Origin of the sequence: Hymenobacter negativus (assembly GCF_017571495.1) — a bacterium.
GTDB classification, from domain to species: Bacteria; Bacteroidota; Bacteroidia; order Cytophagales; family Hymenobacteraceae; genus Hymenobacter; species Hymenobacter negativus.
Map to the genome: position 1 here is coordinate 133,930 of NZ_JAGETZ010000013.1, position 22,776 is coordinate 156,705.

The following is a 22,776-nucleotide window of genomic DNA, read 5'->3' on the forward strand; positions in this document are numbered from 1 at the left end:
CAATTCGGCCCGCATGGTACAAGCAACCCGAGCGCGCCGAAATGAAAGTCGGGGTACTCGTGCCATGCCTGAAAACCAAACAAGCGACCCTGTCAGAGCCGCTTGCTTGGTTTCAGTAGCAATGGAAGTGGCTACTTCGTCACTTCCAACCGCTGGGTAACGGTGCCAACGGTGGTTTGCACCGTTACCACGTACATGCCGGCGGCCAGGGCCTGGTTAGGCTTGATAGCCACATCTGGCTGCGTGAAATCAACCGAGTACTGGCTCACGAGGCGGCCCTGCAGGTCGAACAGGCGCACGGCGGCCGGGCCGGTGGGCACGTTCTGGCTGGCAATGTGGAAGCTGCTGCCCGTGCTTGGGTTGGGATAGAGCGTAATCGAAGCCGGGCCGCTGGCTTTGCCAAAGCGCACGGTAGCTACCGGGCTGTAGCTGTACGTGCCATCGCGGTCCACCATGCGCAGGCGATAGTAGCTCTGGCCGGGCAAGGGCTGGGCGTCGCGGCTTTCGTAGTTGTGCAGGCGGGTGCTGGTGCCCTGAGCTGCCACTTGCGTCAGTGCTTCAAAGCGCAGGCCGTTGGCCGAACGCTGTACTTCAAAGTAAGCGCTGTTCTTCTCCGAGGCCGTAGTCCAGGCTACTTGCACGGCAGTGCCTACGGCTGTGGCTGAGAACTTGGTCAACTCCACGGGCAGGGGGGGCAGGCCCGACAGCGGGTTGTCCACGGCATTGGTCGAGGCCAGAGCGAAGAACGAGGTGCTGTTGATGACGGTGGGCGCCGAGATGGTGTAGCCGCGCGGAGCGGCTGGCGAGTACACACCCGCGCCGCCTGCGTTGCTCCAGGGGCCGGCATTGCCGGTCGAGCGGGCCACGCGCAGGTTGCCGGGTACGTTCACCTGTTCATCCACAATGCCCTCGGTATTGAAGCTGAGCTGCACAGTAGGTTGGGTGATGATGCCCGACAACAGCTGAATGCGATAGTAGCGGTTGGCCGAAAGGTTCGACAGTGAATTATCAGTGGTGCCGCCGGGGGCACCGTTGAAAATCTCCACCAACACCACCGGGCTTGCCGAAGCCCCCTGCGGCTGGATGGTGACGGGGCGGAAACGCCCGCCCAGGCCCACCGGGAATTCGCGGCTGGCAGCTGCCGCATCGGGCAGGCTGATGGCCAGACGGCCGCTCACGTAAGCCGACGTGCCGGTGCCCACGATGGGTTGCGTAGCCGTGTTGGTGAGGCGCAGCGTGTTGCTGGTACCCGTCGCAATTAGGCCATTGCTGAGGGTGAACAGGCCACTCACCGTCACGTCGGTGGTTCCGCTCAGGCTGAGAGTGCCGCCGCCGCTTTTCTGGAGGTTGTAGAAGGTGGGGTTGCCGGTTACGAATCGGTTGGCATTGGCCAGGAAGCGCACCGTGCTGGTGCCGCCCGTGAAGGTACCGCCCGCGTTCGAGAAGCTGCCATCGAGCTGCACCGTGCTGGCGCCGGCCGCAAAATTGCCGCCGTTGATGTTGGCAAAGTCGCCGCCAATCCGCAGGGTGTTGGCATTGTTCACGGCGAAGGTGGCTTGGTTGGTAAAGTTGCCGCCCACCGTCACGTCGCCCACGGCGGCCTGGAAATTGCCGCCCGCTGCGTTGATGAACCCGTCGGTCACGGTCAGGTTGCCGTCGCCGGCCAGGAAAGTGCCGCTGTTGGTGAAAGCCGAGCCCACCGTGAGCGGGCCGGGGCCCACATTGGCGTTGTAGGTGCCGGCATTGCTGAAGGTGGTGCCCACACTCACCGCGCCGCTGCCGTTGCTCACGGTGCCGGTGCTGGTGTTCGTGAACGACGTGCCCGTGCTCACCGCGCCGCTGCCAATGGTCAGCTGGCCCGAGTTGAGCACGAAGGCCTGGGTATTCAGGCTGCCTTCGCTCAGGTTGAGGTTGCCGCCAAGGGTAGCGCCACCGGTGGCCGAGGTCAGGGTGAGGCTCTGGCTGGTGGGGTTGAGTACGGTGGTACCCGCTGCCACAGTCAGGGCGCCGTTGATAGTTAGGTCGAGGTTGCTCAGCTGCTTAGTGTTCCCGCCTGTGAATTGCAGGTTATTATAAGTGTCCCGAGCTGGTAGCTGCACTGCTGCCGTATAGTTCACAGTACCACCAGTGCCGCCGGCCATAAACTCGCTGTAGTTGCCAGCTGGGAACAGCGACGAGCCAATGCGCAGTGTGCCGGGCCCGGTCACGGTGTTGAAGTTGTTGGCGCCGTTGGCGCCCAGGTCCAGGGTCCCTTGGAGGCTCAGGTTGGCTGCGCCCCGGCCGGGACCGTTGGCGCTAATCAAGTGGCTGGCCAGAATTACCACCGGATTGGCCAGCGTGGGGAAGGTGCCGGGTAGTATGGCCGAGTCGCTGCCGTCGGCATTGAAGGTCCAGGCAGCAGCATCGTTCCAGGTAGCTCCACCGGCCAGGCCGGCGGTAGCAGTGCGGCTGTAGTAAGTCGGCACCGTGCCAAACTCGCTGCTTTCGCCACCGGTGTAGTCGCCATCGAAGTAGCCGACGCTGGCCAGGGTCAGCGTATTGGCAGCCGGGCTCACCGTACCAGCGATGCCGTTGATGGGCGTCCAGACGCCGTTCAGGAAGCGGCCCAGCACGTAGCTGGCTTCGGTGCCGTTCACGTCGTTGCCGGCGCTGGCATCCACATAGGAGAACACCTGCGTCACCACCGGCGCGCTGAAACCGGTGCTGCTCAGCTTCCAGTAGTAGCTCAGCTCGCGGGGCAGCGGGTTGGTGGTAGAGGGGTGGGCCGTGTTGATGGGCCGCACCGTTAGGGTGCCAGCCGCGGCGTTGGCCGTTACATTGAGGCGCACCGGTGTGTACTTGCCGGCCACGCCCATGGGGAACGTAAAGTCCGAAGCGCTGCCCGGGTAGGATTTGCGCACGCCCAAGTCAGCTACGATGCCGTTGGTCCGGATGCAGCGTGTCGCGTTGAACGTGCCCGTCACTGCCCCGGCGCCCGGGTTGCTGAGCGACAGCAGGTTCGAGCCAATGGTGAGTGCGCCGTTAGTGAGGGTAAGTACGTCGGTGATTTCCTGGTTGGTAATGGTGGTAGCGCCGGCCGCGTTGTTCAGTACCACGTTGCCGAAGCGGCCGGTGCCGCTGCCGCCCACGTTCTGGTTGCTGGTGCCGGCCAGCGTCAGGCTGCCACCAGTGCTGCTGGTGTGGGTAGCCGAGTTCAGCACGTCGCCCAGGGCCGTAATCGTCTGGCCATTATCAGCCAGTGTGCCTTTGCTGAGCGTGAGGGTGCCCGCCACGCGGGCATTGCGGCCGCTTTGCAGAGTCAGGGTACCGTTGGCCTGGGCGTTGTTCAGCACCAGATTGCCAAACACTGTCAGATTAGGGGCCACCAGCGTCAGCGCCGCGAGCTGCTGGGCCGCGATGCCACCGGTGAAGGTAGTCGTTTGCGTGGCCAGACCGGGGCGGAAGCCGCCGCTGATTAGGTCCGTGCTGGTCAGTGCGTTGTTATTAACCAGGTTCTGACCAATGTTCAGGCTCAGGTTGTTGGCATTGAAAAAGGAATTGTTGTTGCCAATAGTGAGCGAGCCTTGCAGCGTGAGGGCGTTGGTGCCTACCAGCTGGCCGGTGTTGGTGTTCGTGCCGTTGGCGCCGGCCTCCACGCGCAGGTCGTAGAGCGGCACCGACGAATCAACAGTCACGTTCACGTTGCCTGCGCCGGCGGCCAGGTTGCCCAGCACCACCGTGCCAGCGGTTACCACCGTCGAATCGGGGCGCAAAAAGAAGTCGGCAATCAGCACTGCGTTCTGGTTTGAGCGGCGCAGGGCCAGCGTACCGCCCGTGAGACGGAAGATGCTGCCGGTGCCCTGTACCTCAAATACGCCGCGTTCTTTATTGCCTGTGGCCGAAGCCCCAAACCCGCCAACTTCCACCGTGCCGCCGCTCTGGTCGTAGCGCAGCGAGCCATTGGTGTTGGAAGTCGGCCGGCGGACCTGGCCGTTCACATACAGCGTGCCGCTGCCGCTCACACGCACGGTGGGCGCGCCGGCGCTGGCGTATTCCAGGTCATTGCCCGCGCTGGTAGCTGCCGTGCCCACGCTCAGGGTACCTTGCAGCACGCGCAACTGGCCGCCAAGCTGCAGGTCGGCCGCCGGGTCATTGGCCGTGGCCACAGTTACGGTCGCGCCGGCGGCATCTACTGTTAGGCCGGCTTTTTCGTTGATGACGTAGGCGCTGGCCGCGTCGTGCACCGTCAGGGTGCTGCCGGGCCGGGCGTAGCGTAGGGTACCATTAGCCAGGGTGAGCCAACCGCTGGTGGGCGTAGTAAGGGTGCCGGCTACGTCCACGGTCAGAGTAGGGGCCTGGCTGTTGCCTTTGTTCACACTGAGGGCGAAGAGCTGGGTTGTAGCCCCGGCTGCGGTGCCAGTTAGGCTAGCATCCTGGCCACCGGTAAACGTCAGCGCTGTGCGTTTGGCACCGGCTGTGCCGAAGTCCAGCGTGCCATTATTAATGAGCGAGCCGCCTACGAGCAAGGCATTGGGAATAGTTGTTGCCGCGCCACTGCCGTTCACGTCGAACGAGGCACCGGTATCCACGGTCACGTTGCCGCCTACCGTTAGCGTACGGTTGCCGGCAGCGCCGTTGGCATAGCGCAGCGCACCGGCCTGTACTGCCAGCAATGAGTCGATGACCAGGTTGCCGGCCGTGCCGCCGCTGAGCAGCACCTCGCCGCCGTAGCTGGCAGCAGTACCGGTTTTTACCTGGGCGTACACCCGCAAATCCTGGTTCGGCAGGCTTACCTGCTGGCTAGTGACAGCATTCAGCCACAGGCTTTTATAAGAAGTGATGGGCAAGCTGGTGAACGAAGTGACGGGCAGTGTGAAGTTCTGCGTGCCCGTGGTGTAATACTCCACCGTGCCGCCGTTGGGCTGGAGAAACGCGCCAAAGTCACCGCCCGGAAACTGGGCCGTGGCCGTCGCCGAGCTGATGCGCAGCCGGCCCGCGCCGCTGGCCGTGGCGTCGGGCAAGGCGCCGAAATTGTGGCCCGTGAGGGTTTGCACATCGAGGGTTGCGCCCCGGTCAATCACCAGCGAGCCCGAGCGGGCGTCGTTGGCCGTCACCGTCACGGTATGAAACAGGCCTGCGGTGGCCGAGCCAATGAACACGGGGTTGCCCGGGCCGGGAATCGACGAAGCCGCCGCACCGGTAAAGCCGGCGGTGCTCCAGGGCGTGGTGGCAGGGTTGGCATCTTCCCAGTTGCCGTTGCGGGTCGAGTAGTAAGCTGTCACTGGCCCGAAGGCTGCCGATTCGCCGGCCGTGAATTCGCCATCGGTCTGGCTCAGGCCCGGGAATTGGATGGTCGAGCTGGTGCTTCCTTCCACTACCTGGTTCACGTTGTTGCTGCTCGTCCAGCTCACGGGCAGGTAGCGGCCGGGGACGTAGCTGGTCAGTGTGCCCGCGGCGTCCGTGTTGACCATCGTAAAGGAGGCGCTGATGCTGCCGGCCGGAATGGGGCCGAAGTCAATGCTGCGCACCTTCCAGTAGTAAGCCAGCGAGTTGGTGCTGGTTACGAATGGGTTGCGGGTATTGGTTGGGCTTACGCTCACCTTGCCGTACAGCGGCAGGGCCACGCTCAGGGCAATGGTGGCCGGAGTGTATTTCGAGCCCGTGCCCACCGGGAAGGTGAAGGAATCGGCGCCGCCGTAAGTTTTGCGCAGGCCCAAGTCGCTCTGGTTGCCAGCGGTCCGAATCATGCGCTGGCTCGAAAAGCCGCCTGTGCCCGCCACCACCGCAGCCGGGTTGATGCTGGTGAGCGACAGTCGGTTGATGCCGATGCTCAGTACGTGGTTGCTTTGCAGGGTGAGCACACTGGCCACGCTCTGGTTGGCCGTGAGCGTGGCGGCTACCGCCCCCGCCGCAGCCGTGCTGTTGATAATGAGGTTGCCGAATACGCCGTTGCCGTTGCCGCTAATTACCTGACCGCCCGGGCCAGCCAGCACAATGGCGCCCGTGCCACCGCCGCTGGTGTGCGAGGCCGAATTGACTACGTTGCCCAGTACGCTCACCGTTTTGCTGCCGTCGTTGAGTACGCCGTTCAGCAGACTCAATGTGTTGGTTATCGTAAAGGTTGTGGCCGTACCGTCGAGCGAAAGGGTGCCCGCCGACTTGTCCACCGTTAGGTTGTAGAATGTGTTCAGCGTCGAGCCGATGCTGCCGTTATTAGTCAGCAGTTGGTCCTGGCCACCGCTGAAGCGTGTGGTGTTGGTGGTGGGCAGGTAGGTGCAGCCCGCGCCAATAGTAAGGGTGCCCTGGATATTTACATCCTGCGAGTTGGCATCTACCGTCGCTGGATTGGTTCCGCTGAGGGTGAAGTTGTTGAGCACCGTGAGCGGCTGGGCCGTGGTGGTGGCGCCGCTGGTGTAAGCTGGCGTCACACCTACAGCATCGAGCAGCGCTTTGCTGGTGCCGCCAGCCGTAGGCTTGCTTACGCTCAAGTTCCAGAGCGGTGCCGTGCTCAGGATTTTGCAGTTGGTCGTGGTGTTGGGCAGCAGCAGTTCGATGGTGCCGCCGGTGACAGTGGCATTGTCGGAGTTCACCCCAATGTGAAACAGGCCGCTGCTGTTCTGTGGGTTTTGCACCCGGATGGTGCCGCCGGTCATGCGGAACGACTGCGTTTTATATGGATGCGAGAAGCGAGCAAAATCACTGTCCGAGCCCGTGCCACTACACTCAAATACCCCACCACTTATGGCGAAAGAGCCTCGGTGACTGCTCGAGGTGTTCGATGGCCGGAACTTCTCCACCACCGTTGTGCCTCCTTCAATCGAAATCTGGCCATCTTCCCGGATTACGGTCCCTTCGTGCCCCAGGCTTTCAAACCGTCCCGCGCTGATGCGGAATGAGCCGTACACCACCAGCGCGCCCGTGGTATTATTGCGCACGGTAGCGCCCGCAATCCACAAACCGGGGCTGTTGGTTGGCGAGCCCAGGTCATAGTTAGCCGAGGCGTTGCTCAGGCGGGGCAGGTCGATATTCGCGCCCAGCTTAGCCGTCCCGCTGTTAATAATAAGGAGGTCGCTGGCCGCGGCGTAGTTCAGGCGCAGGTTGCCGCCTGCTACCTGCGTCGAAGTCACGCTCAGCGTCGCGGTGTTGCCCGTGCCCTTACTAACCTGCAACTGGCTGAGGTCGGTGGGGCCGTTGCAGGCCAGCGTCGCATCGGTTGCGCCGATGAAGCGCAACAGGCAACGCTGGGCATCGGTGCCGTTGCGCAGCGTCACGGTGCCGTTGTTGACCAAACTGCCGCTTACTGTCAGAGTGTGCGCGCCATCCACGGCCGTTACGCCCAGCGTAGTACCAGTGCCCACCGTGATGTCGCCCAGCACATTGAGCGTGCGATTGGTGGTACTGGCTTGGCCCATGGTGAGGGCCACGGCGGCGCTGCCGGTGCTGCGGGCCAGCGTCAGGTTGCCCATCACGTTCAGCGAATTGGCGTTGAACTGTGCGGCAAAAGCAGTATTGGAGGTGTTGAGCAGGCGCAGGTTATTGTACTGCCCGGAAGCCGGTTGGGGCAGCGTTCCCGTTGGGCTTGCCCAGTTATAAAACTCCACGGTGCCAGTGTTGGCATCATCGAAGTCGTTGTTATTCACCACCGGAAAGTAGGCCCGGCCAATCCGTAGTGTTCCCTGGCCCCCCAGCCGCGTCAGGTTGCTGGTGAAGCCCGCCGTGGCGCCTAAGTCCAGCGAGCCTCCCCGCTGAATAACCACTGAGAGGCTGGTGGTGCTGACGTCAGCAGTCAGGTTCAGCACAAAGCTGTTGGTCACCACCGCTATGTCGCCGTTGCTGGGCACCCTTCCATTCACGCTGGTCGAGCCCGTGGGGTCGGTGGTCCAGGCGGTGGGGTCGTTCCAGTTGCCACTAGTGCCCCCACCATTAAAAGTGTAATAACTAACCTGAGCCGTAGCTGTAAACCCGGATACAGTTAGTAGAAAAAGTAGAAATATTTTTTTCATGCAGAGAAATTTATAATGGCAAAATGCAATATGAAGCTTTGGTGTGCTTGCTGATGAGCTAATTATTTCAGTTGAAAAAAACGTGATAAAATGCTGTATTGGACCTATTTATTCAGAATTTCTTCAAATTTGGCTCAAAGATATAGTCTGTATTATATTGGATAAAAACAAAAAGATGGGCGGCGTATAATAGTCATGTAAAAAATTTATTTTGTATAATTTGATGAATTATGCTTTTGACAACACATGCAGTGGTAAGCAGATAGCTCATACAGCAAAATGCCCGATTCATGGCCCGGATTATGGTTTTTCAGGATACCTTTGCCTACTTAAAGGCCGCAGGGCCTTATCGCCGGCTTTTTCGTTGTTGCCTCGCATGGACCCAACCGTTTCTCAGACCGTTCCCGAAGTCATTCGGACCGTTCCGCTTCAATACTACGTTTTCTTCGCCTCGGCCCTGTTTGCCATCGGCGTCACGGGGGTATTGGTGCGGCGCAATGCCATCATCATCTTCATGTGCGTCGAGCTGATGCTTAACGCCGTGAACATTTTGCTGACAGCCTTTTCGGCATACCGCGCCGATGCTAACGGACAGATTTTTGTGTTCTTCATTATGGCCGTAGCTGCTGCCGAAGTATCGGTGGGGTTGGGCATCATCGTCATGATTTACCGCAACTTCCAGACCACCGACGTTAATCTATTGAGCCGCTTGAAGTGGTAAAAAACGACTGACATCCTGAGCGGAGCGAAAGACCTTATCAATTGCGAACGATTAGTTCAGCGGTGACAAGGTCCTTCGCTCCGCTCAGGATGTCAGTTCTTTAGCATAGCCAACTCCCATGCAAGAAACCGTTCTCCCTGGCGCCAACGCCCCGTATTCCACGTTTCTCTACGTTCTGATTCCGCTGTTGCCCTTCTTGGGCTTTCTGGTGAATGGGCTACTGAACAAGAAGCTGTCCGGCACCGTGGCCGGTCTCATCGGCAGCGGCACCGTACTGGGTTCGTTCCTGATTTCGGTGATGCTGTTTCTCAATTTTCAGTATCAGTACACGGTCCAGCTGTTTGATTGGATTTCGGTGGGCTCGCTGCAGATTCCTTTTCAGTACCAGATTGACCAGCTCAGCCTGATTATGCTGCTGCTGGTGACGGGGGTAGGCTTCCTTATTCACGTCTACAGCATCGGCTATATGCACCACGACGAGAACGTGGGCAAGTTCTTTAGCTTCCTGAACTTGTTCATCTTCAGCATGCTGCTGCTGGTGATGGGGGCCAACTTCGTTATCCTCTTCATTGGTTGGGAAGGTGTAGGCTTGTGCTCTTACCTGCTCATCGGCTTCTGGAACAAGAACACCAATTACAACAACGCCGCGAAAAAAGCCTTTATTATCAACCGCATCGGTGACCTGGGTTTCCTGCTTGGTATCTTCCTCATTTACCTCACTTTCAATTCAGTGCAGTACGCCGAGGTGTTCCAGAAGGCTTCACTTGGCCAGTTCGGCACGTATGGAGTGGGCATCTGTACGGCTATCACGCTGTTGCTGTTTGTGGGTGCAATGGGTAAATCGGCCCAACTGCCGCTCTACACTTGGCTGCCCGATGCCATGGCCGGCCCCACACCGGTGTCGGCGCTTATCCACGCCGCAACCATGGTAACAGCCGGCATCTACATGGTGCTGCGGGCCAACGTACTGTTCACGCTGTCGCCCGATACGTTGCAGGTAGTGGCTATTGTAGGCGCGGCTACGGCTCTGTTTGCGGCTACTATTGGCTTGGCACAGAACGATATCAAGAAGGTGCTGGCGTACTCTACCGTGTCGCAGCTGGGCTATATGTTCCTGGCGCTGGGCGTGATGGGCTACTCCACGGCCCTGTTCCATGTGCTCACCCACGCCTTATTCAAAGCGCTGATGTTCCTTGGGGCTGGCTCCGTAATTCATGCCATGAGCAATGAGCAGGACCTGCGTCGCATGGGCGGCCTGCGCAAGGCGCTACCTATCACGTTCCTGACCTTTCTCATTGGCTGCCTGGCTATTTCAGGCATTCCGCCATTCTCAGGCTTCTTCTCAAAAGATGAAATCCTGGCCCATGCCTTCGAACACAACAAAGTGCTGTGGGCCATGGGCTTGCTCAGTGCATTCCTGACGGCATTCTATATGTTCCGGCTGTTGTTTCTGGCCTTCTTTGGTGAGTTCCGGGGCACGGAGGAGCAGAAGCACCACCTGCACGAGTCGCCCGCTTCAATGACCTTTCCCCTCATCGTGCTGGCTATTCTGGCGGCTGTGGGTGGCTTTATGGGCGCGCCGATGTTCACAGGTGGGCACCACTATCTAGCCGAATACCTGGCCCCGATTTTCACCTACTCGCAACGCATCATGCCGGCTGCTTTCTCGGCTGAGCCCGACCACAACACCGAATTGATGCTCATCGGGCTGTCGGTAGCGGCTGGGGTATTGGGCATTGCGCTGGCCTACGTGATGTACGTGGCCCGCGCCCAGCGTCCAGCCGAAGACGAGGCGCAACGCTCCGGTCCCGAAAGTTTAGTGTATCACAAATATTATATCGACGAGCTGTACAACGCCGTCTTTACCCGGCCTATTATGGCCCTCTCGACGGGGCTCTACAAGTTCGTGGAAAATGGCGTTATCAACCCCGTGGTAAGCGTATTTGGCCGAGCGGTAAATGGTGGTGGGCAGCTGCTCCGCTATGTGCAGACCGGTGCCGTAGAGACCTACCTGATTCTGATGGTTGTGGGTATTGTCCTGATTCTGGGTTTGAATTTCGGTCGGTTCTAAGTCACTGTTTTTCGCCTTTCAGGGGCACGTAATATCCATTGCAACAAAGCCGCCCACTAAGTGTGGGCGGCTTTGTTGCTTCTAAAGAGTTCGGAGTTCATGGAGTGAAAAGTAGCCAACCCTAAGATGATTATTTTCCTCCAAATGACGACTTAGCTCATCACTACCGGGCTAGCTAGAATTGTAAAATGAGTAAATTATGAAGAATATATTTTCGAATTTCGTAGTGATATAGCTAGCCAGTGAGTTAGCTCAACGGTGGAGTAGGTGGAAAGTCATTGTAACAACTTTTCTGAATAAAGGAAAGTATAGCCCCACATCAATCGCAAGTCCTCGAATGGCAGGCGATAACCCCACACTATACCCCACCAAAAACTATGTTTCTAAAACCTCAACTCCTTCGCGGACTGGCGTTAGGAGCTGTCGTGCTCGGCATGGCAACTACCCACGCTCAGGCCCAGACACCTGATAGAAAAACGGCCCTTAGTGGCAACGTTGGCTTGCTTCAATACAATGGTAACATGGGTTCCGACTTTTGGAACCGTTCCGGCAATGACCTCATGGTTGGCGGCGGTGGCACCGTTACCCGCTACTTGTCGCCCACGTTCGACCTGGCTCTGCTGGGCTACTATGAAACTTACAAGTTCAGCAGCGAGCTGCGGGCGGGCGAAAACTTCGATGCCCGCATTGGCATGGTTGATTTGGGCATCAAGCTCAAGCTAAACAACGGCAAGATTCTGAAAGAGGAGTCGTTCATTCAGCCCTACCTGATGGGTGGCGGCGGCATGTTCCTCTCGAACAGCTCGGGGCGTGCCAACGGCCAGAACTTTGGCATCAACCAGATTCGTCGGCCTGAGGTGTTCGGCCTGGCTGGTCTGCGCTTCCGCGTGAGCGAGGCGGTGGCCCTGGACCTGACCATCAGCCAGCACTATCCCTTCACCGAGCGCGTGGATAACCTCTATGGCCCCACCAACCCTGCCGATAAGCTGTACGACCGGTTCCTGCTAAGCCAGGCCGGCATCACAGTGGCCCTGGGCAAGATGAAGGATGAGGACAAAGACGGCGTGTCGGACAAGAAGGATAAGTGCCCTGGTACCCCTGCCGGCGTAGCCGTGGACCCCAACGGCTGCCCGCTGGATAAAGACGGCGACGGCGTGCCTGACTATCAGGATAAGTGCCCCGACGTGAAAGGCGTAGCCGCGTTGCAAGGCTGCCCCGACCGTGACGGCGACGGCGTGACCGATGCCGACGACGCTTGCCCAGATACCCCTGGCAAACCTGAGCTGAAAGGCTGCCCCGATGCCGACAATGACGGCGTGATTGACCAGAACGACAAGTGCCCCAACACACCTTCCGGTGTGCAGGTTGATGCAAGCGGCTGCCCGCTGGATAAAGACGGCGACGGTGTGCCCGACTATCAGGACCGTTGCCCCAACCGTCCCGGCCCGGCCTCAAATAAAGGCTGCCCCGAAGTGAAAGCTGAGACCAAGAAGCGCCTGTCGGAAGCCACGAAGTACATCAACTTCGAATTCAACAAGGCTGTGCTACTCCCCAGCTCGTACCCCACGCTGAAGGACCTCGCCAAAATCATGGAAGAGTATCCCGACTACACGCTGGCCATTTCGGGCCACACCGATAGCAAGGGTGCCGACAACTACAACCTGAACCTCTCGGATGCTCGTGCTGCTTCGGCCCGCACCTACATGCTGAGCCAGGCTGTGCCCGCCGACCGCATCGTGTCGCACGGCTACGGCGAAACCAAGCCGATTGCTGACAACGCCACTGCCGCCGGCCAGGCCCTGAACCGCCGCGTAGAGTTCGACCTCTACCTGACCGGTGACCCGAACGCCTCGGAAGTGAAGTACGGTCCGGCCCCGACCATCGTGCCCGAGCCCGAAAAAGCAGCCCCGGTGAAAAAGGCCCCGGCCAAGAAAGCCCCCGCTCGTAAGAAGGCACCGGCCAAGCGTAAGTAAGCGCAAGGTTGAGTAAGAAAAGGCCCACTCGATGAGAGTGGGCCTTTTTGCGTTTGGTGCGGTCCTGTTGTTACGGGGCCAGAGGTCGTGGCACTCCGTCCTGTCGATTCGACCGGCATTGAAATGTGATGAAGCCCTCAAGTCCACAGCAAGGTTCTCGCAAGCAGCAAGCCCCAGTGCTTTTCGCATATTTGGGGCGAGTGGTATTGGCCGGACGGATTACCACATTTCGCTACAATCTCTTCGCAAAGACGATATTGCCTAAAACACCGCGTACGTCACGGCCAGGTAATACAGTCCACCCACGCTGGGACCGCCGAGGTAGGACACGTAATAATTATTCAGCACATTGCTGGCGCCCAGCTTGAGCCGGACCTGCGCGGCGGGTACGGCATAGCTCAGCTGGGCATCGAGCGTATTGTAGGCGGGCACGTTGCCATTCACCAAAAAGGTCTGCGAATAGTAGGCTTGCTGCCAGCGGTAATTCAGGCCGAAGCCGACGTTGTGGTAGGCATTCTCGTTGGCCAGGCTGAGGTTGTAGGCCCAGCGTGGGGTATTAAAGCCGTCTTCCAAGCCGTCACCATTCTCAGTGCGGTCGAGGCGGGTGTAGGTAGTATTGGCGCCGAGGAGATAGCCGCCTGCCGCCTCGTAGCGCAGGCCGGCCGAGCCGCCGTAGTTGTACACCTGGCTTTGCGAGTTGGTCCAGAGACGGTAGCGGGCCTGGCCGGTACGGGCATTCAGGGCCGTGGCAATGGTGTTGAGGTCCGAGCCGGTGTTCAGGGGCTGGCCGGCGCTGGTTTGGGGCACGTAGGCTTCGACCTGGGCGATGAAGTCGCGGTAGGAATTATAGTAGAAATCTACATCGAGCAGCAACCGGCCCGTGGTGCCGAAAACAGCCTTATAGCCCACTTCAAACGAGCGGATGTACTCCGGTTTTAGGTAGGTATAGGGATTTTTGACCAGCATGTCCTGGTTTTGGACAATGGCCTGCTGACGCTTCTGAGCCGCCGTGGCCGAGGAGGTATTGGCATTGATAGCCGCTGTCACGGCGTTGTTAAAGGCATCGATGCTGGTGCGCAAATAGCTGTTCTCAAACACGCCATCCGACATCACCCGTAGCCCGCCAATACGCTTCACCTGTCCACTGTTCACGTTCGAAAACCCTTCAAACAAGCTCGGGAACCGGTAGCCGCTCTGCCCACTAATACGAAAATTCTGCCGCGGCGTGGGTGAGAACACGGCCGTGAGGCGCGGGTTAAATTTTGCAGCGAAGTAGTCGTTTTTATCGGCGCGCAGGGTAGCGGTGAGGCGCAATTTATCGCTCATGAACCGGCCACCAGCCTGCAAAAAACCACCGGTTTTCGAGTAAGCCAGGTTGTCGGTGAGTGGTTCCCGGCCGGGGTTCGGATTGATGAAGTAATTGCCATCGGGCACCACGATGTAGGTGCGGTGGTCGGCTCCGGCTAGCAGGTCGAGGTTGGTAGGCAGGGCGTGGCCGCCGCGCCGCAACGCCTCGGCAATGTTCACCTGTGTCTCGCCATGGAGCAGGTCGGCGCGCACGTGCAGGGCCGCGCCCTGGTCCCAGTTGTTGATGCCCTGCAGCTCGCCCAGGCGCTGGTTGAATGCCTCGGTGCCGGGCTGCAGGCGGCCGGCATCGGCGGCGGTGCGGGCGGTGGCGTGGGCCATGGCCACGGGCTGGCCGGTGGCCACGGCGGCATTCCAGGCAGCGGTGTAGTCGGTGTTCCATTGCGCATCGGGCTTGAAGCTGCGGTCGATGTTTTCGCCCATTGAGCGCAGGTTGTAACTCTGGCCGGTGCTTTCACGGGTGAGGTAGGCACGGGCCTGCACCACGGGCGTGGTCAGGGTGAGGGCATGTTGCTGGAGGCGGTAGTCCTGCAGGCGGAATCGGTTCGAGCGCTGGTACACGTTATCGAAACCAGCCACGCGGTAGGTGTAGGCCAGCTCCGTACCGGGCCGGAAGCGGTAGTGCAGCGCCGCATCGGCCTTGAGGGTTTTGATATTATAATCCACCAAATCCCGCTCATCGTAGCCGGTGCGGGCCACGGCATACTGCTTGCCACCGAGCGTGAGTGTGCTGCGGTCCGACGACTCATTGCCGTAGCGGTTCACCTGGTCCGGGGCGGGGTTGTCGGCCCCGAACAGGTCGGTGGTGGCGTTGCCGGTGGGGTTGAGGTCGGTCTGGTCGTTGGCAATCCAGTCGTAGGCGCGCAGGTAGGTGCCGTTGATTTTGACCGCCAGCTTATCGGCCACCAGCACTTTGGCGTAGCGCACGCTGGTTTCGGAGTAAACTTTTTCGGAAGAGCCGCCTGCCCCAAGCGTCTTCACATTTGGGTCGTTGAAGTGGTTGAGGCCGGTTTGCTGGCGCACGCTCAACCCCTCGGAATTGAATGGATTCTTCGTCTGGAAATTCGCCAGCCCGTTGATGGCATTCAGCCCGTACAGCGCCGAGGCCGTGCCCGGCACAATTTCCACCGCGTTGATATCCAGTTCACTTGGCCCCAGTACATTCCCGATGGGGCCACCGATGTGCGGCGCTTGGTTGTCCACGCCATCCACCAACTGGGCAAAGCGTACATTGGTGGTATTAGCGAAGCCCCGTGCGTTAATCACTTTGAACCCCAGGCTGGGTGTAATCACCTGTACGCCCTTCAAATGCTCAATGGCATCGAAAAACGACGGCGCGGGTGTGAGCCGCAACGCACGCGGGTTGAGCTTTTCCACGGTCACCGGCGACTGTAAAAAGCTCTCTTCTTCCCGCGAAGCCGATATCACAACTTCACTCAGATTCAGGTTTTTGCGGGTGGTATCGGCCGGCGCAACCACTTGGGCGTTGGCAGCTTTTACGCCGCATAAGGTTCCCCAAAAAACCAGGGAAAAACGGCAGAATTGGGGGGCAACAGGAGTAGTGGAATGCATCAAGCCAGTAGGGTGAGGTGGCGTTATATTTACGAAGATATAACGATTCGCCGCTTGCTAACTGCCTTGCAACCGCTTTGTTTCAGTGGCCATGAATTCCTGAAAACGGTCTTGTAGCTCCCTAAATGCCACAATGGCCTCCTGGCCGGCCTCTGTGACAGCGGCGCCGCCGCCCTTGGTTCCACCGGTTTGGGTGGCGACGAGCGGAGTGGTGGCCTGCGCATTCATGGAGCTTACCAGGTCCCAGGCGCGCTTGTAGGACATGCCCATGGCCTGCGCCGCCTTCGAGATGGAGCCCAGCGCGGCAATGTGCTCGAGTAGTTCCAGCCGGCCAATGCCGAGGAAGCGGCCATCCTCGGTTTCGAGCCACAAGCGGCCGTTGAGGCGATAGGTTTTGGTAGGCAGCAGGGGGGGTCTCATGCGGCAAAGATGCGCGGGCCATTAGAACATGCGTTGGTCATGTGGGCGGAAGGGAGGATTCTGGGGCAAGCGTACTGGCGGGAAAACCGCCTTCGTCTACGGATGAGGCTACTTTTTGCCTAAATCTTTTAGGGGGCAGAAGGCCAACCGCAGGGCGGAAAGGCCGTTGAAAAAGCCTGCTCTTTCTTCAAAAATAACGGTGCCGATTTCAACACCTACACTCTTTTAACTCATCCGTTTCCACATTTATTTTCCTCCTACAACATCATGGAAGTTTTCAAAACCAAAGCCTACGGTGCCAGCAATTCCATTTTCAATGGCCTCTCCGAAATGGAGATTGAGCGCCAAGCGCCCAAGGCCGACGAAGTGCACATCGACATTCTGTACTGTGGCGTGTGCCACTCCGACATCCACCAGGTGAAAAACGACTGGCACAACACCATCTATCCCTGCGTGCCGGGCCATGAAATCGTCGGTCGCGTTATCGAGGCCGGTAGTGCTGTGACCAAGTTCCGGGTGGGCGATATCGTGGGCGTGGGCTGCATGATTGATTCCTGCGGTACCTGCCCGGCTTGCCGGGAAAAGGAGGAAAACTACTGCGAAGGCCCCGTGAGCTGGACAGCCACTTACAACGGCTACATGAAGCCGCAAAACAAGGATTTCAATACCTTCGGCGGCTATTCAACCAACATTACGGTCAAGGAATCCTTCGTGCTGCGCATCCCCGATGCGTTGGATATCAAGGCGGCGGCGCCTATTTTGTGCGCGGGCATCACCACTTATTCGCCCCTGAAACACTGGAATGTGGGCCCCGGCAGCAGCGTGGCCGTGGTGGGCATTGGCGGGCTGGGCCACATGGCGGTGCAGTTGGCGCGGGCCCTGGGCGCGACGGTCACGGCCATTACCCGCGACAAGGACAAACAGGCCGATGCCGAGAAGCTGGGCGCTCACGAAGTCCTGATTTCGTCAGATGCCGATGCCATGACGGCCCACGAATTGAAGTTTGATTTCATCCTCATCACCATCCCCGATGCCTTCGAGGTGAATGACTACGTGAAGCTGGCCAAGCGTAACGGCGTTATCACCACCGTAGGCCTGCTGGGGCCATACAAAGCGCCCCTCAACAACCAGGAGGTGGCCATGCACCGCCGCTCCGTGGCCGGCTCCATCATCGGTAGCATCGCCGAGACGCAGGAGGTACTGGAGTTTTGCGCCGAGCACAACATCGCGCCCGAAGTGGAAATGATTGAGATGCAGGATATCAACAAGGCATTTGATAAGATGATGGACGAGGAGGTGCGCTTCCGCTACGTTATCGATATGGCCTCACTGAAGTAACCGCGCTTCGGACCCCCTCCAAAGGGAGTGGAAACGGATATTCCAACCCGAGTTATTCAGCATGCAGAGTAGCGCGTAGCGGTGGCAGTTTTGTATACATAGAGTAAAAAAAGCTGTGTAGTGGTGACAGATGTTCTAGCGCTTCTGTCACCGCTACCCGGCTTTTTTATCCCTATTTCTAGTAATTCCTACAAACATATCCCCGCGTTGCGGCTATTTCGCGGCTTGGATTGCCTGCTGAAAATCGCCTGGCTCTCCTCTTCATAGGCTTCGCGCTTCAGGCGAACCGGGGCTGGGATGCGGTCCCACACCCGCGCCATATCGCTACGCTTCTAGCATCCCCAACATCTGCTGCGCATTGCCGATGGCCGAGGCATCAATGTCATTATTAAAATAGAGGTACGCCTCTTCTACAGGTTGCTGGGCCCTGACTTGCTCCATCACACGGCGCAGGAAGCCTTCCTCGTAGGGCGAGCGGTACAAGTCTGGTACGCCGTGGAAGCGGTAGTAAAGCAGGGGCGAAGTGGCTACTACGGCATCGGGCAGCTGCGGGTGGCTCTGGGCGCAGAAGCTAACGCGCCGCTGAGCCAGCTGGTCGTAGACCTCAGGCCGCCACCAACTGGGGTGCCGAAATTCCAGCACATTCTGAAAGCTGGGGTCGAGGCTGTCGAGGATGCGGGTTAGGCGCTCGGGTTCGTAGACCATGCGGGGCGGCAGCTGAAACAGAATGGGGCCGAGCTTCTCCTGGAGGCCGCAGCCTGTCGTGTCGTAGAAGTCGCCCAGCAGCTGCTGCACGTTGTGAAACTGCTTGTAGTGCGTGATAAGCTTGGGCGCTTTTACCGCAAACCGGAAGTCGGCCGGGCTCTGCTTGTACCAGTTTTCGAGGAAGGAAAGCTGTGGGAAGCGGTAGAAGGTCACGTTCAATTCCAGGGTGCGGAAATGCTGGCTGTAGTAGTCGAACCACAGCCGCATGGGCAGCTTTTCGGGGTAGAAAGCCCCGCGCCAATGGCGGTAGTGATAGCCCGAGCAGCCGATGTGAAAAGTAGCCATACACGCTGCAAACGCGTTTGGCCGTGGGGAGGTTAATGCCCAGCTTGCAACAGCCGCTGCATTTGGCGCGCATTTTCTACCCCCACAGCCCCGATGCCGTTGTTGAAAAACAGGTATGCTTCGCGCACATTCTCGGCCGCCGTTATTTCGGCCGCAATGCGAGCCAGAAACTCCGGATTGTAGGAGGACTTATATAACTCCGGCACGCCGTGGAAGCGGTAATACACCGTACTGGTGTTGGCTACCACCTCATCGGGCAGCTCCAGGGGTGGCGGGTAGCTCTGGCCCACAAAGGCGATGCCGTGCTTGGCAAGCAGGCGCTGCACCGGCCCGTCCCACCAGCTGGGGTGGCGGAATTCGACTACGTTTTGAAAAGTAGGGTCCAGGCTGTCGAGCAAGCGCTCAAGCAGTTTCTCGGTGTAGGCCGCTTTGGGCGGCAGCTGGAACAGGACTGGCCCCAGCTTGTCGCGCAGGCCTTCGGTCACGGTACCGTAGAAGTCGGCCAGGATGAGCTGGGCCTCGGCGTTGAATTTCTTGTAGTGCGTGACCTGGCGCGGCGCTTTCACGGCAAACCGGAAATCGGCCGGGCTTTGGGTATACCAGGTTTCGAAGGCCTTTAGCTCCGGCATGCGGTAGAAGGTCGCATTCAACTCCAGGGTGTTGAATTGCGTGCAGTAATATGCAAACCACTTGCGGGACGGCAGGCCCTGGGGGTAAAATACACCTTCCAGTCGCGGAAAGAGAAGCCGGAACAGCCGATATATAAAGTGGGAGCGGGCATAAAACCGAATGGTGAGAGGTATCAGCGGTTGGGGCTGGCTGCCGCCGGAAATGCGGCAGTATCGGCGCGCCCCGCCCGAACCAATGCCCCGCCGGCTAACACAAGCAGCACTCCCAAGGCTAGAAAGCCCAGGTCCCACGGCAGCTTATCGGCTGCGTACTCGCGCACGTGGTGCAGGCCTAGAATTTCATGGTCGATAATGCCCTCTACGACGTTGAAAAGGCCCCAGCCCAGCAGCAGCGCGCCGCCCAGACTGCGGCCCGAGCGCGGCACATCGGCCCGGCCGGTAGCATTCCAAAGCAAGGCCAGGCCTACGGTCGTGAGTACCCACACCGCCGCGTGAAACACGCCGTCCCAATACATATTCACCTTGGCGCGCACCAGCGTATCGGGCGGCAGCTGAGCCGATAGCATGTTGTGCCACTGCAGTATCTGGTGGAGCACGATGCCATCGACGAAGCCGCCCAGGCCCGCGCCCAGCAACAGGCCGGCGGCAACGAGAGGCGTGCGGGTAAGGTTAGCGGGTGCCATAGCGAAGCCAGCGTTTGTCCCAGAAAAACAGCCCCAGCCCCGCAGCCAGTAGCAGTGCCACCGGCAGTAGCACCAGCAGCAGGCGCTGGCCATAGGCCGCATCGTGAATTCCGGCTTCGACCCGGGGCCGACACCAGGCACAGGCTTGGGCCTTCGGTAGGGCCGCCAACAAGCTGAACAATGCCACCAGTAAGGCAGAAACGAGGTTTTTCATAGACCAGGGAAAGGATAAGGGTGGTACGAACAGGCCCGTTTGAGGTTGGTTTGGTATGGAAATTTTGAGGGTCTTGTCGGCACACGTCGCAAACGCACGCCAGCAGGACCATACTTACTAGGGCTCCTGCATCATTTGCTTCAGCATCGTGTCTGTTACCTTTCGAGAGCGGCACCCGGTCGCCTTCGCTTTTCATTCCCGCGTATGAAAAAACTGCTTTTTTCCGCCACGCTTTTGCTTGCCGCTGCCGTGTCTCCAGCCCAGGATTTCAAATACCAAACGCCGCCCAAAGCCATTCAGGACCTGCTGCTAGCGCCGCTCACGCCGCGCCTGAGCCTCTCGTCCGATGGCCGGACCATTGCCCTGTTGCAAGTGCAGGATTTTTCCACCGTGGCCGAGCTGGCGCAGCCTGAATTGCGCCTGGCGGGCCTGCGCTTCAACCCGCGCACTAATGGGCCCAGCCGGGTCAGCTATGCGGTGGGCATCAAGCTGAAAAAGCTGCCCAACGGCCCCGAAATCGAGGTAAAAGGTCTGCCCGCGCAAGCCCGTATCAGCAGCCCGACCTGGTCGCCGGATAATGCCACCGTGGCTTTTGCCCTTACCACGCCCGGCTCCGGCACCGATGGCCGGGTGGAGCTATGGGTGCTCGACGTGGCCAGTGCCACGGCCCGCCGCCTGCTGGCCCAGCCGCTGAATGATGCTTTCGGCAGCTCTTTCGAGTGGGTTTCGGATAGCAAAACGCTGCTGGCCCGCACCGTGCCGGCCGGCCGGGGAGCCGCGCCCTCGGCCGATACAGCGCCCACCGGCCCGGCTGTGCAGGAGAGTGGCGGCGGCAAAAAGTCGGGCGCCCGTACCTACCAGGATTTGCTGAAAAACCCGGCCGATGAGCGGCTGTTCGACTACTACGCCACCTCGCAGCTGGTGAAGGTGAGCCTGGCCGACGGCAGCGCCCAGCCCCTGGGCCAGCCCGGCGTTATTCAAACGGCTTCGCCCTCGCCCGATGGCAAGTACGTGCTGCTGCGCACTCGCCACCGGCCCTATTCCTATCAACTGCCCATCAGCAGCTTCCCGCAACGCATCGACGTGCTGGACTTAGCTGCTGGCAGTGTAGTAAAAACCGTGGCCGACCTGCCGCTGGCCGACAACGTGCCCACCAATTTCGACGCCGTGCCGGCCGGCCCACGCAGCCACAGCTGGCGCACCGACGTGCCCGCCACGCTCTATTATGTAGAAGCCCAGGATGGCGGCGACCCCAAAGTGAAGGTGGATGTCCGGGATAAATTGTTCACGCTCAGCGCCCCTTTCACCGCTTCGGCGCAGGAGCTCGCGGCCTTACCGCTACGCTTCGGTGGCATGAGCTGGGGCACCGATAAGCTGGCCCTGGCCGAAGGCTACCGCTGGGCCGACCGTCACCAAACCACTTGGCTGTTGAATCCCAGCGCGCCCGCCACCCCGCTCACCGTGCTGTTCGACGGCTCTGAGCAGGACACTTACCACAACCCCGGCACGCCCTACGAGCACCGCAATGCCCAAGGCAAATACGTGCTGCTAACCGGCGGCTCCACGGGCCAGAGCATCTACTTGCTGGGCGAAGGCGCCTCGCCCGAAGGCGACCGGCCCTTCGTGGATGAGCTGGATTTGGCCACTAAAAAGACCATCCGATGGTGGCGCTCCGAAGCTCCGGCCTACGAAATTCCGGTGGCCATTCTCGATGCCAGCGGCAAGCACCGCGAGCTGCTCACCCGCCGCGAGTCGCTGACCCAAAACCCGAATTATTACCTGCGCGATGCCAGCAAAAAGGCGGCGCCCAAGGCTATTACCAACTTCGCCAATCCCTACGCGGCGTTCGGCGGTAGCTTCAAAAAGCAGGTGCTGCACTACAAGCGCGCCGATGGTGTGGACCTCACGGCCGACCTCTACATGCCCCAGAATTACAAGAAAACGGACGGTCCGCTACCTACTTTGATGGAAGCGTATCCCGTTGAATTCAAGGATAAAAGCAACGCTGGGCAGGTGAGCGGCTCGCCCTACACCTTCACCCGCCTGAGTTGGGCCTCTCCGGTGTATTGGGTGACGCAGGGCTACGCCGTACTGGCCAACGCTAGCGTGCCAATAGTGGGAGAGGGCAGCAAAGAGCCTAACGACACTTACACCGAGCAGCTGGTGAGTAGTGCCAAAGCCGCCATCGACGAGGGGGCCCGCCTGGGCGTGGTGGACCCTGCGCGCGTGGGCGTGATGGGCCACAGCTACGGCGCTTTCATGACGGCCAACCTGCTGGCGCACTCCAGCCTGTTCAAGGCCGGCATCGCCCGCAGCGGGGCCTACAACCGCACGCTTACGCCCTTCGGTTTCCAGGGCGAGGAGCGCACCTACTGGCAGGCCCCGGAGGTATACAACGCCATGTCGCCCTTCAACTTTGCCGACAAAATCAAGACGCCCATCCTGCTTATCCACGGCGAGGCCGACAACAACTCCGGCACCTTTCCCATTCAGAGCGAGCGGTTCTTTGCGGCCCTGAGAGGCCAGGGCGCCACCGCCCGCTACGTGGTGCTACCCGCCGAAGCCCACAGCTACGCCGCCCGCGAAAACCTGCTCCATATGCTCTGGGAGATGGATTCGTGGCTGAATAAGTACGTGAAAACGCCGACACCGCAGCCGGCCAATTGATGACGTCACGGCAGGGATAAACAGCAAAGCGCCCGGCACTACCGCGTAGTAGTGCCGGGCGCTTCGCTGTTCGTGGCTATGTGCCTCAAGT

The 22,776-nt window shown here is 59.8% G+C and carries 12 protein-coding genes; 5 read left to right on the forward strand and 7 right to left on the reverse strand.

Going from position 1 to position 22,776, the window contains the following annotated elements; translation table 11 throughout:
• Positions 1 to 131: 131 nt before the first annotated feature.
• Positions 132 to 7,982: a T9SS type A sorting domain-containing protein gene (locus tag J4E00_RS22640; protein ID WP_208177558.1), complete on the reverse strand. Its 7,851-nt coding sequence runs from the start codon at positions 7,980 to 7,982 to the stop codon at positions 132 to 134.
• A gap of 376 nt (positions 7,983 to 8,358) precedes the next feature.
• Between J4E00_RS22640 and nuoK the strand changes: the two genes are divergently transcribed.
• The 3 genes from nuoK to J4E00_RS30070 all read left to right on the forward strand — a co-directional run bounded on the left by nuoK (position 8,359) and on the right by J4E00_RS30070 (position 12,747).
• Positions 8,359 to 8,703, forward strand: coding sequence for an NADH-quinone oxidoreductase subunit NuoK (gene nuoK / locus J4E00_RS22645; RefSeq protein ID WP_208177559.1), 345 nt, complete (start codon positions 8,359 to 8,361; stop codon positions 8,701 to 8,703).
• Positions 8,704 to 8,821: 118 nt separating this feature from the next.
• Positions 8,822 to 10,774 (forward strand): NADH-quinone oxidoreductase subunit L, encoded by a 1,953-nt coding sequence (gene nuoL, locus J4E00_RS22650; RefSeq protein ID WP_208177560.1) that lies wholly within the window; start codon positions 8,822 to 8,824, stop codon positions 10,772 to 10,774.
• 377 nt (positions 10,775 to 11,151) lie between these two features.
• Positions 11,152 to 12,747 carry an OmpA family protein gene (locus tag J4E00_RS30070; protein ID WP_208177561.1) on the forward strand — a complete coding sequence of 532 codons (1,596 nt, stop codon included), beginning with the start codon at positions 11,152 to 11,154 and terminating at the stop codon, positions 12,745 to 12,747.
• 261 nt (positions 12,748 to 13,008) lie between these two features.
• On the opposite strand, the gene J4E00_RS22660 is transcribed toward J4E00_RS30070, so the two are convergent.
• The gene (locus J4E00_RS22660; protein WP_236050066.1) at positions 13,009 to 15,684 is read right to left on the reverse strand and encodes a TonB-dependent receptor; all 2,676 of its coding nucleotides are present in this window, start codon (positions 15,682 to 15,684) and stop codon (positions 13,009 to 13,011) included.
• A 57-nt stretch (positions 15,685 to 15,741) separates the two neighbouring features.
• Positions 15,742 to 16,104 (reverse strand): winged helix-turn-helix domain-containing protein, encoded by a 363-nt coding sequence (locus J4E00_RS22665; protein ID WP_208177563.1) that lies wholly within the window; start codon positions 16,102 to 16,104, stop codon positions 15,742 to 15,744.
• Positions 16,105 to 16,371: 267 nt separating this feature from the next.
• Between J4E00_RS22665 and J4E00_RS22670 the strand changes: the two genes are divergently transcribed.
• The gene (locus J4E00_RS22670; RefSeq protein WP_208177564.1) at positions 16,372 to 17,442 is read left to right on the forward strand and encodes an NAD(P)-dependent alcohol dehydrogenase; all 1,071 of its coding nucleotides are present in this window, start codon (positions 16,372 to 16,374) and stop codon (positions 17,440 to 17,442) included.
• A 324-nt stretch (positions 17,443 to 17,766) separates the two neighbouring features.
• Here the strand turns inward: J4E00_RS22670 and J4E00_RS22675 are convergent, their stop codons facing one another.
• Genes J4E00_RS22675 through J4E00_RS22690 form a run of 4 tightly spaced genes read right to left on the reverse strand, consistent with a single transcriptional unit; the run spans position 17,767 to position 20,018 of the window.
• Complete coding sequence (locus J4E00_RS22675) at positions 17,767 to 18,492, reverse strand: DUF72 domain-containing protein (protein ID WP_208177565.1); 726 nt, start codon at positions 18,490 to 18,492, stop codon at positions 17,767 to 17,769.
• 32 nt (positions 18,493 to 18,524) lie between these two features.
• The gene (locus tag J4E00_RS22680; protein ID WP_208177566.1) at positions 18,525 to 19,412 is read right to left on the reverse strand and encodes a DUF72 domain-containing protein; all 888 of its coding nucleotides are present in this window, start codon (positions 19,410 to 19,412) and stop codon (positions 18,525 to 18,527) included.
• Positions 19,295 to 19,804 (reverse strand): DUF2243 domain-containing protein, encoded by a 510-nt coding sequence (locus J4E00_RS22685; protein ID WP_208177567.1) that lies wholly within the window; start codon positions 19,802 to 19,804, stop codon positions 19,295 to 19,297. The genes J4E00_RS22680 and J4E00_RS22685 overlap by 118 nt, the downstream gene beginning before the upstream one ends.
• Complete coding sequence (locus J4E00_RS22690) at positions 19,791 to 20,018, reverse strand: hypothetical protein (protein WP_208177568.1); 228 nt, start codon at positions 20,016 to 20,018, stop codon at positions 19,791 to 19,793. Before J4E00_RS22690 ends, J4E00_RS22685 begins: the two co-directional genes overlap by 14 nt.
• 204 nt (positions 20,019 to 20,222) lie before the next feature.
• Here J4E00_RS22690 and J4E00_RS22695 point away from each other — a divergent pair, with 204 nt between their 5' ends.
• The gene (locus tag J4E00_RS22695; RefSeq protein WP_208177569.1) at positions 20,223 to 22,685 is read left to right on the forward strand and encodes an alpha/beta hydrolase family protein; all 2,463 of its coding nucleotides are present in this window, start codon (positions 20,223 to 20,225) and stop codon (positions 22,683 to 22,685) included.
• Positions 22,686 to 22,776: the final 91 nt, after the last annotated feature.

Excerpts from the sequence above, each read along its gene's own strand:
- J4E00_RS22640 (WP_208177558.1), bottom strand. The coding sequence starts at position 7,982 with ATGAAAAAAATATTTCTACTTTTTCTACTAACTGTATCCGGGTTTACA.
- nuoK (WP_208177559.1), top strand. The coding sequence starts at position 8,359 with ATGGACCCAACCGTTTCTCAGACCGTTCCCGAAGTCATTCGGACCGTT.
- nuoL (WP_208177560.1), top strand. The coding sequence starts at position 8,822 with ATGCAAGAAACCGTTCTCCCTGGCGCCAACGCCCCGTATTCCACGTTT.
- J4E00_RS30070 (WP_208177561.1), top strand. The coding sequence starts at position 11,152 with ATGTTTCTAAAACCTCAACTCCTTCGCGGACTGGCGTTAGGAGCTGTC.
- J4E00_RS22660 (WP_236050066.1), bottom strand. The coding sequence starts at position 15,684 with ATGCATTCCACTACTCCTGTTGCCCCCCAATTCTGCCGTTTTTCCCTG.
- J4E00_RS22665 (WP_208177563.1), bottom strand. The coding sequence starts at position 16,104 with ATGAGACCCCCCCTGCTGCCTACCAAAACCTATCGCCTCAACGGCCGC.
- J4E00_RS22670 (WP_208177564.1), top strand. The coding sequence starts at position 16,372 with ATGGAAGTTTTCAAAACCAAAGCCTACGGTGCCAGCAATTCCATTTTC.
- J4E00_RS22675 (WP_208177565.1), bottom strand. The coding sequence starts at position 18,492 with ATGGCTACTTTTCACATCGGCTGCTCGGGCTATCACTACCGCCATTGG.
- J4E00_RS22685 (WP_208177567.1), bottom strand. The coding sequence starts at position 19,804 with ATGGCACCCGCTAACCTTACCCGCACGCCTCTCGTTGCCGCCGGCCTG.
- J4E00_RS22690 (WP_208177568.1), bottom strand. The coding sequence starts at position 20,018 with ATGAAAAACCTCGTTTCTGCCTTACTGGTGGCATTGTTCAGCTTGTTG.
- J4E00_RS22695 (WP_208177569.1), top strand. The coding sequence starts at position 20,223 with ATGAAAAAACTGCTTTTTTCCGCCACGCTTTTGCTTGCCGCTGCCGTG.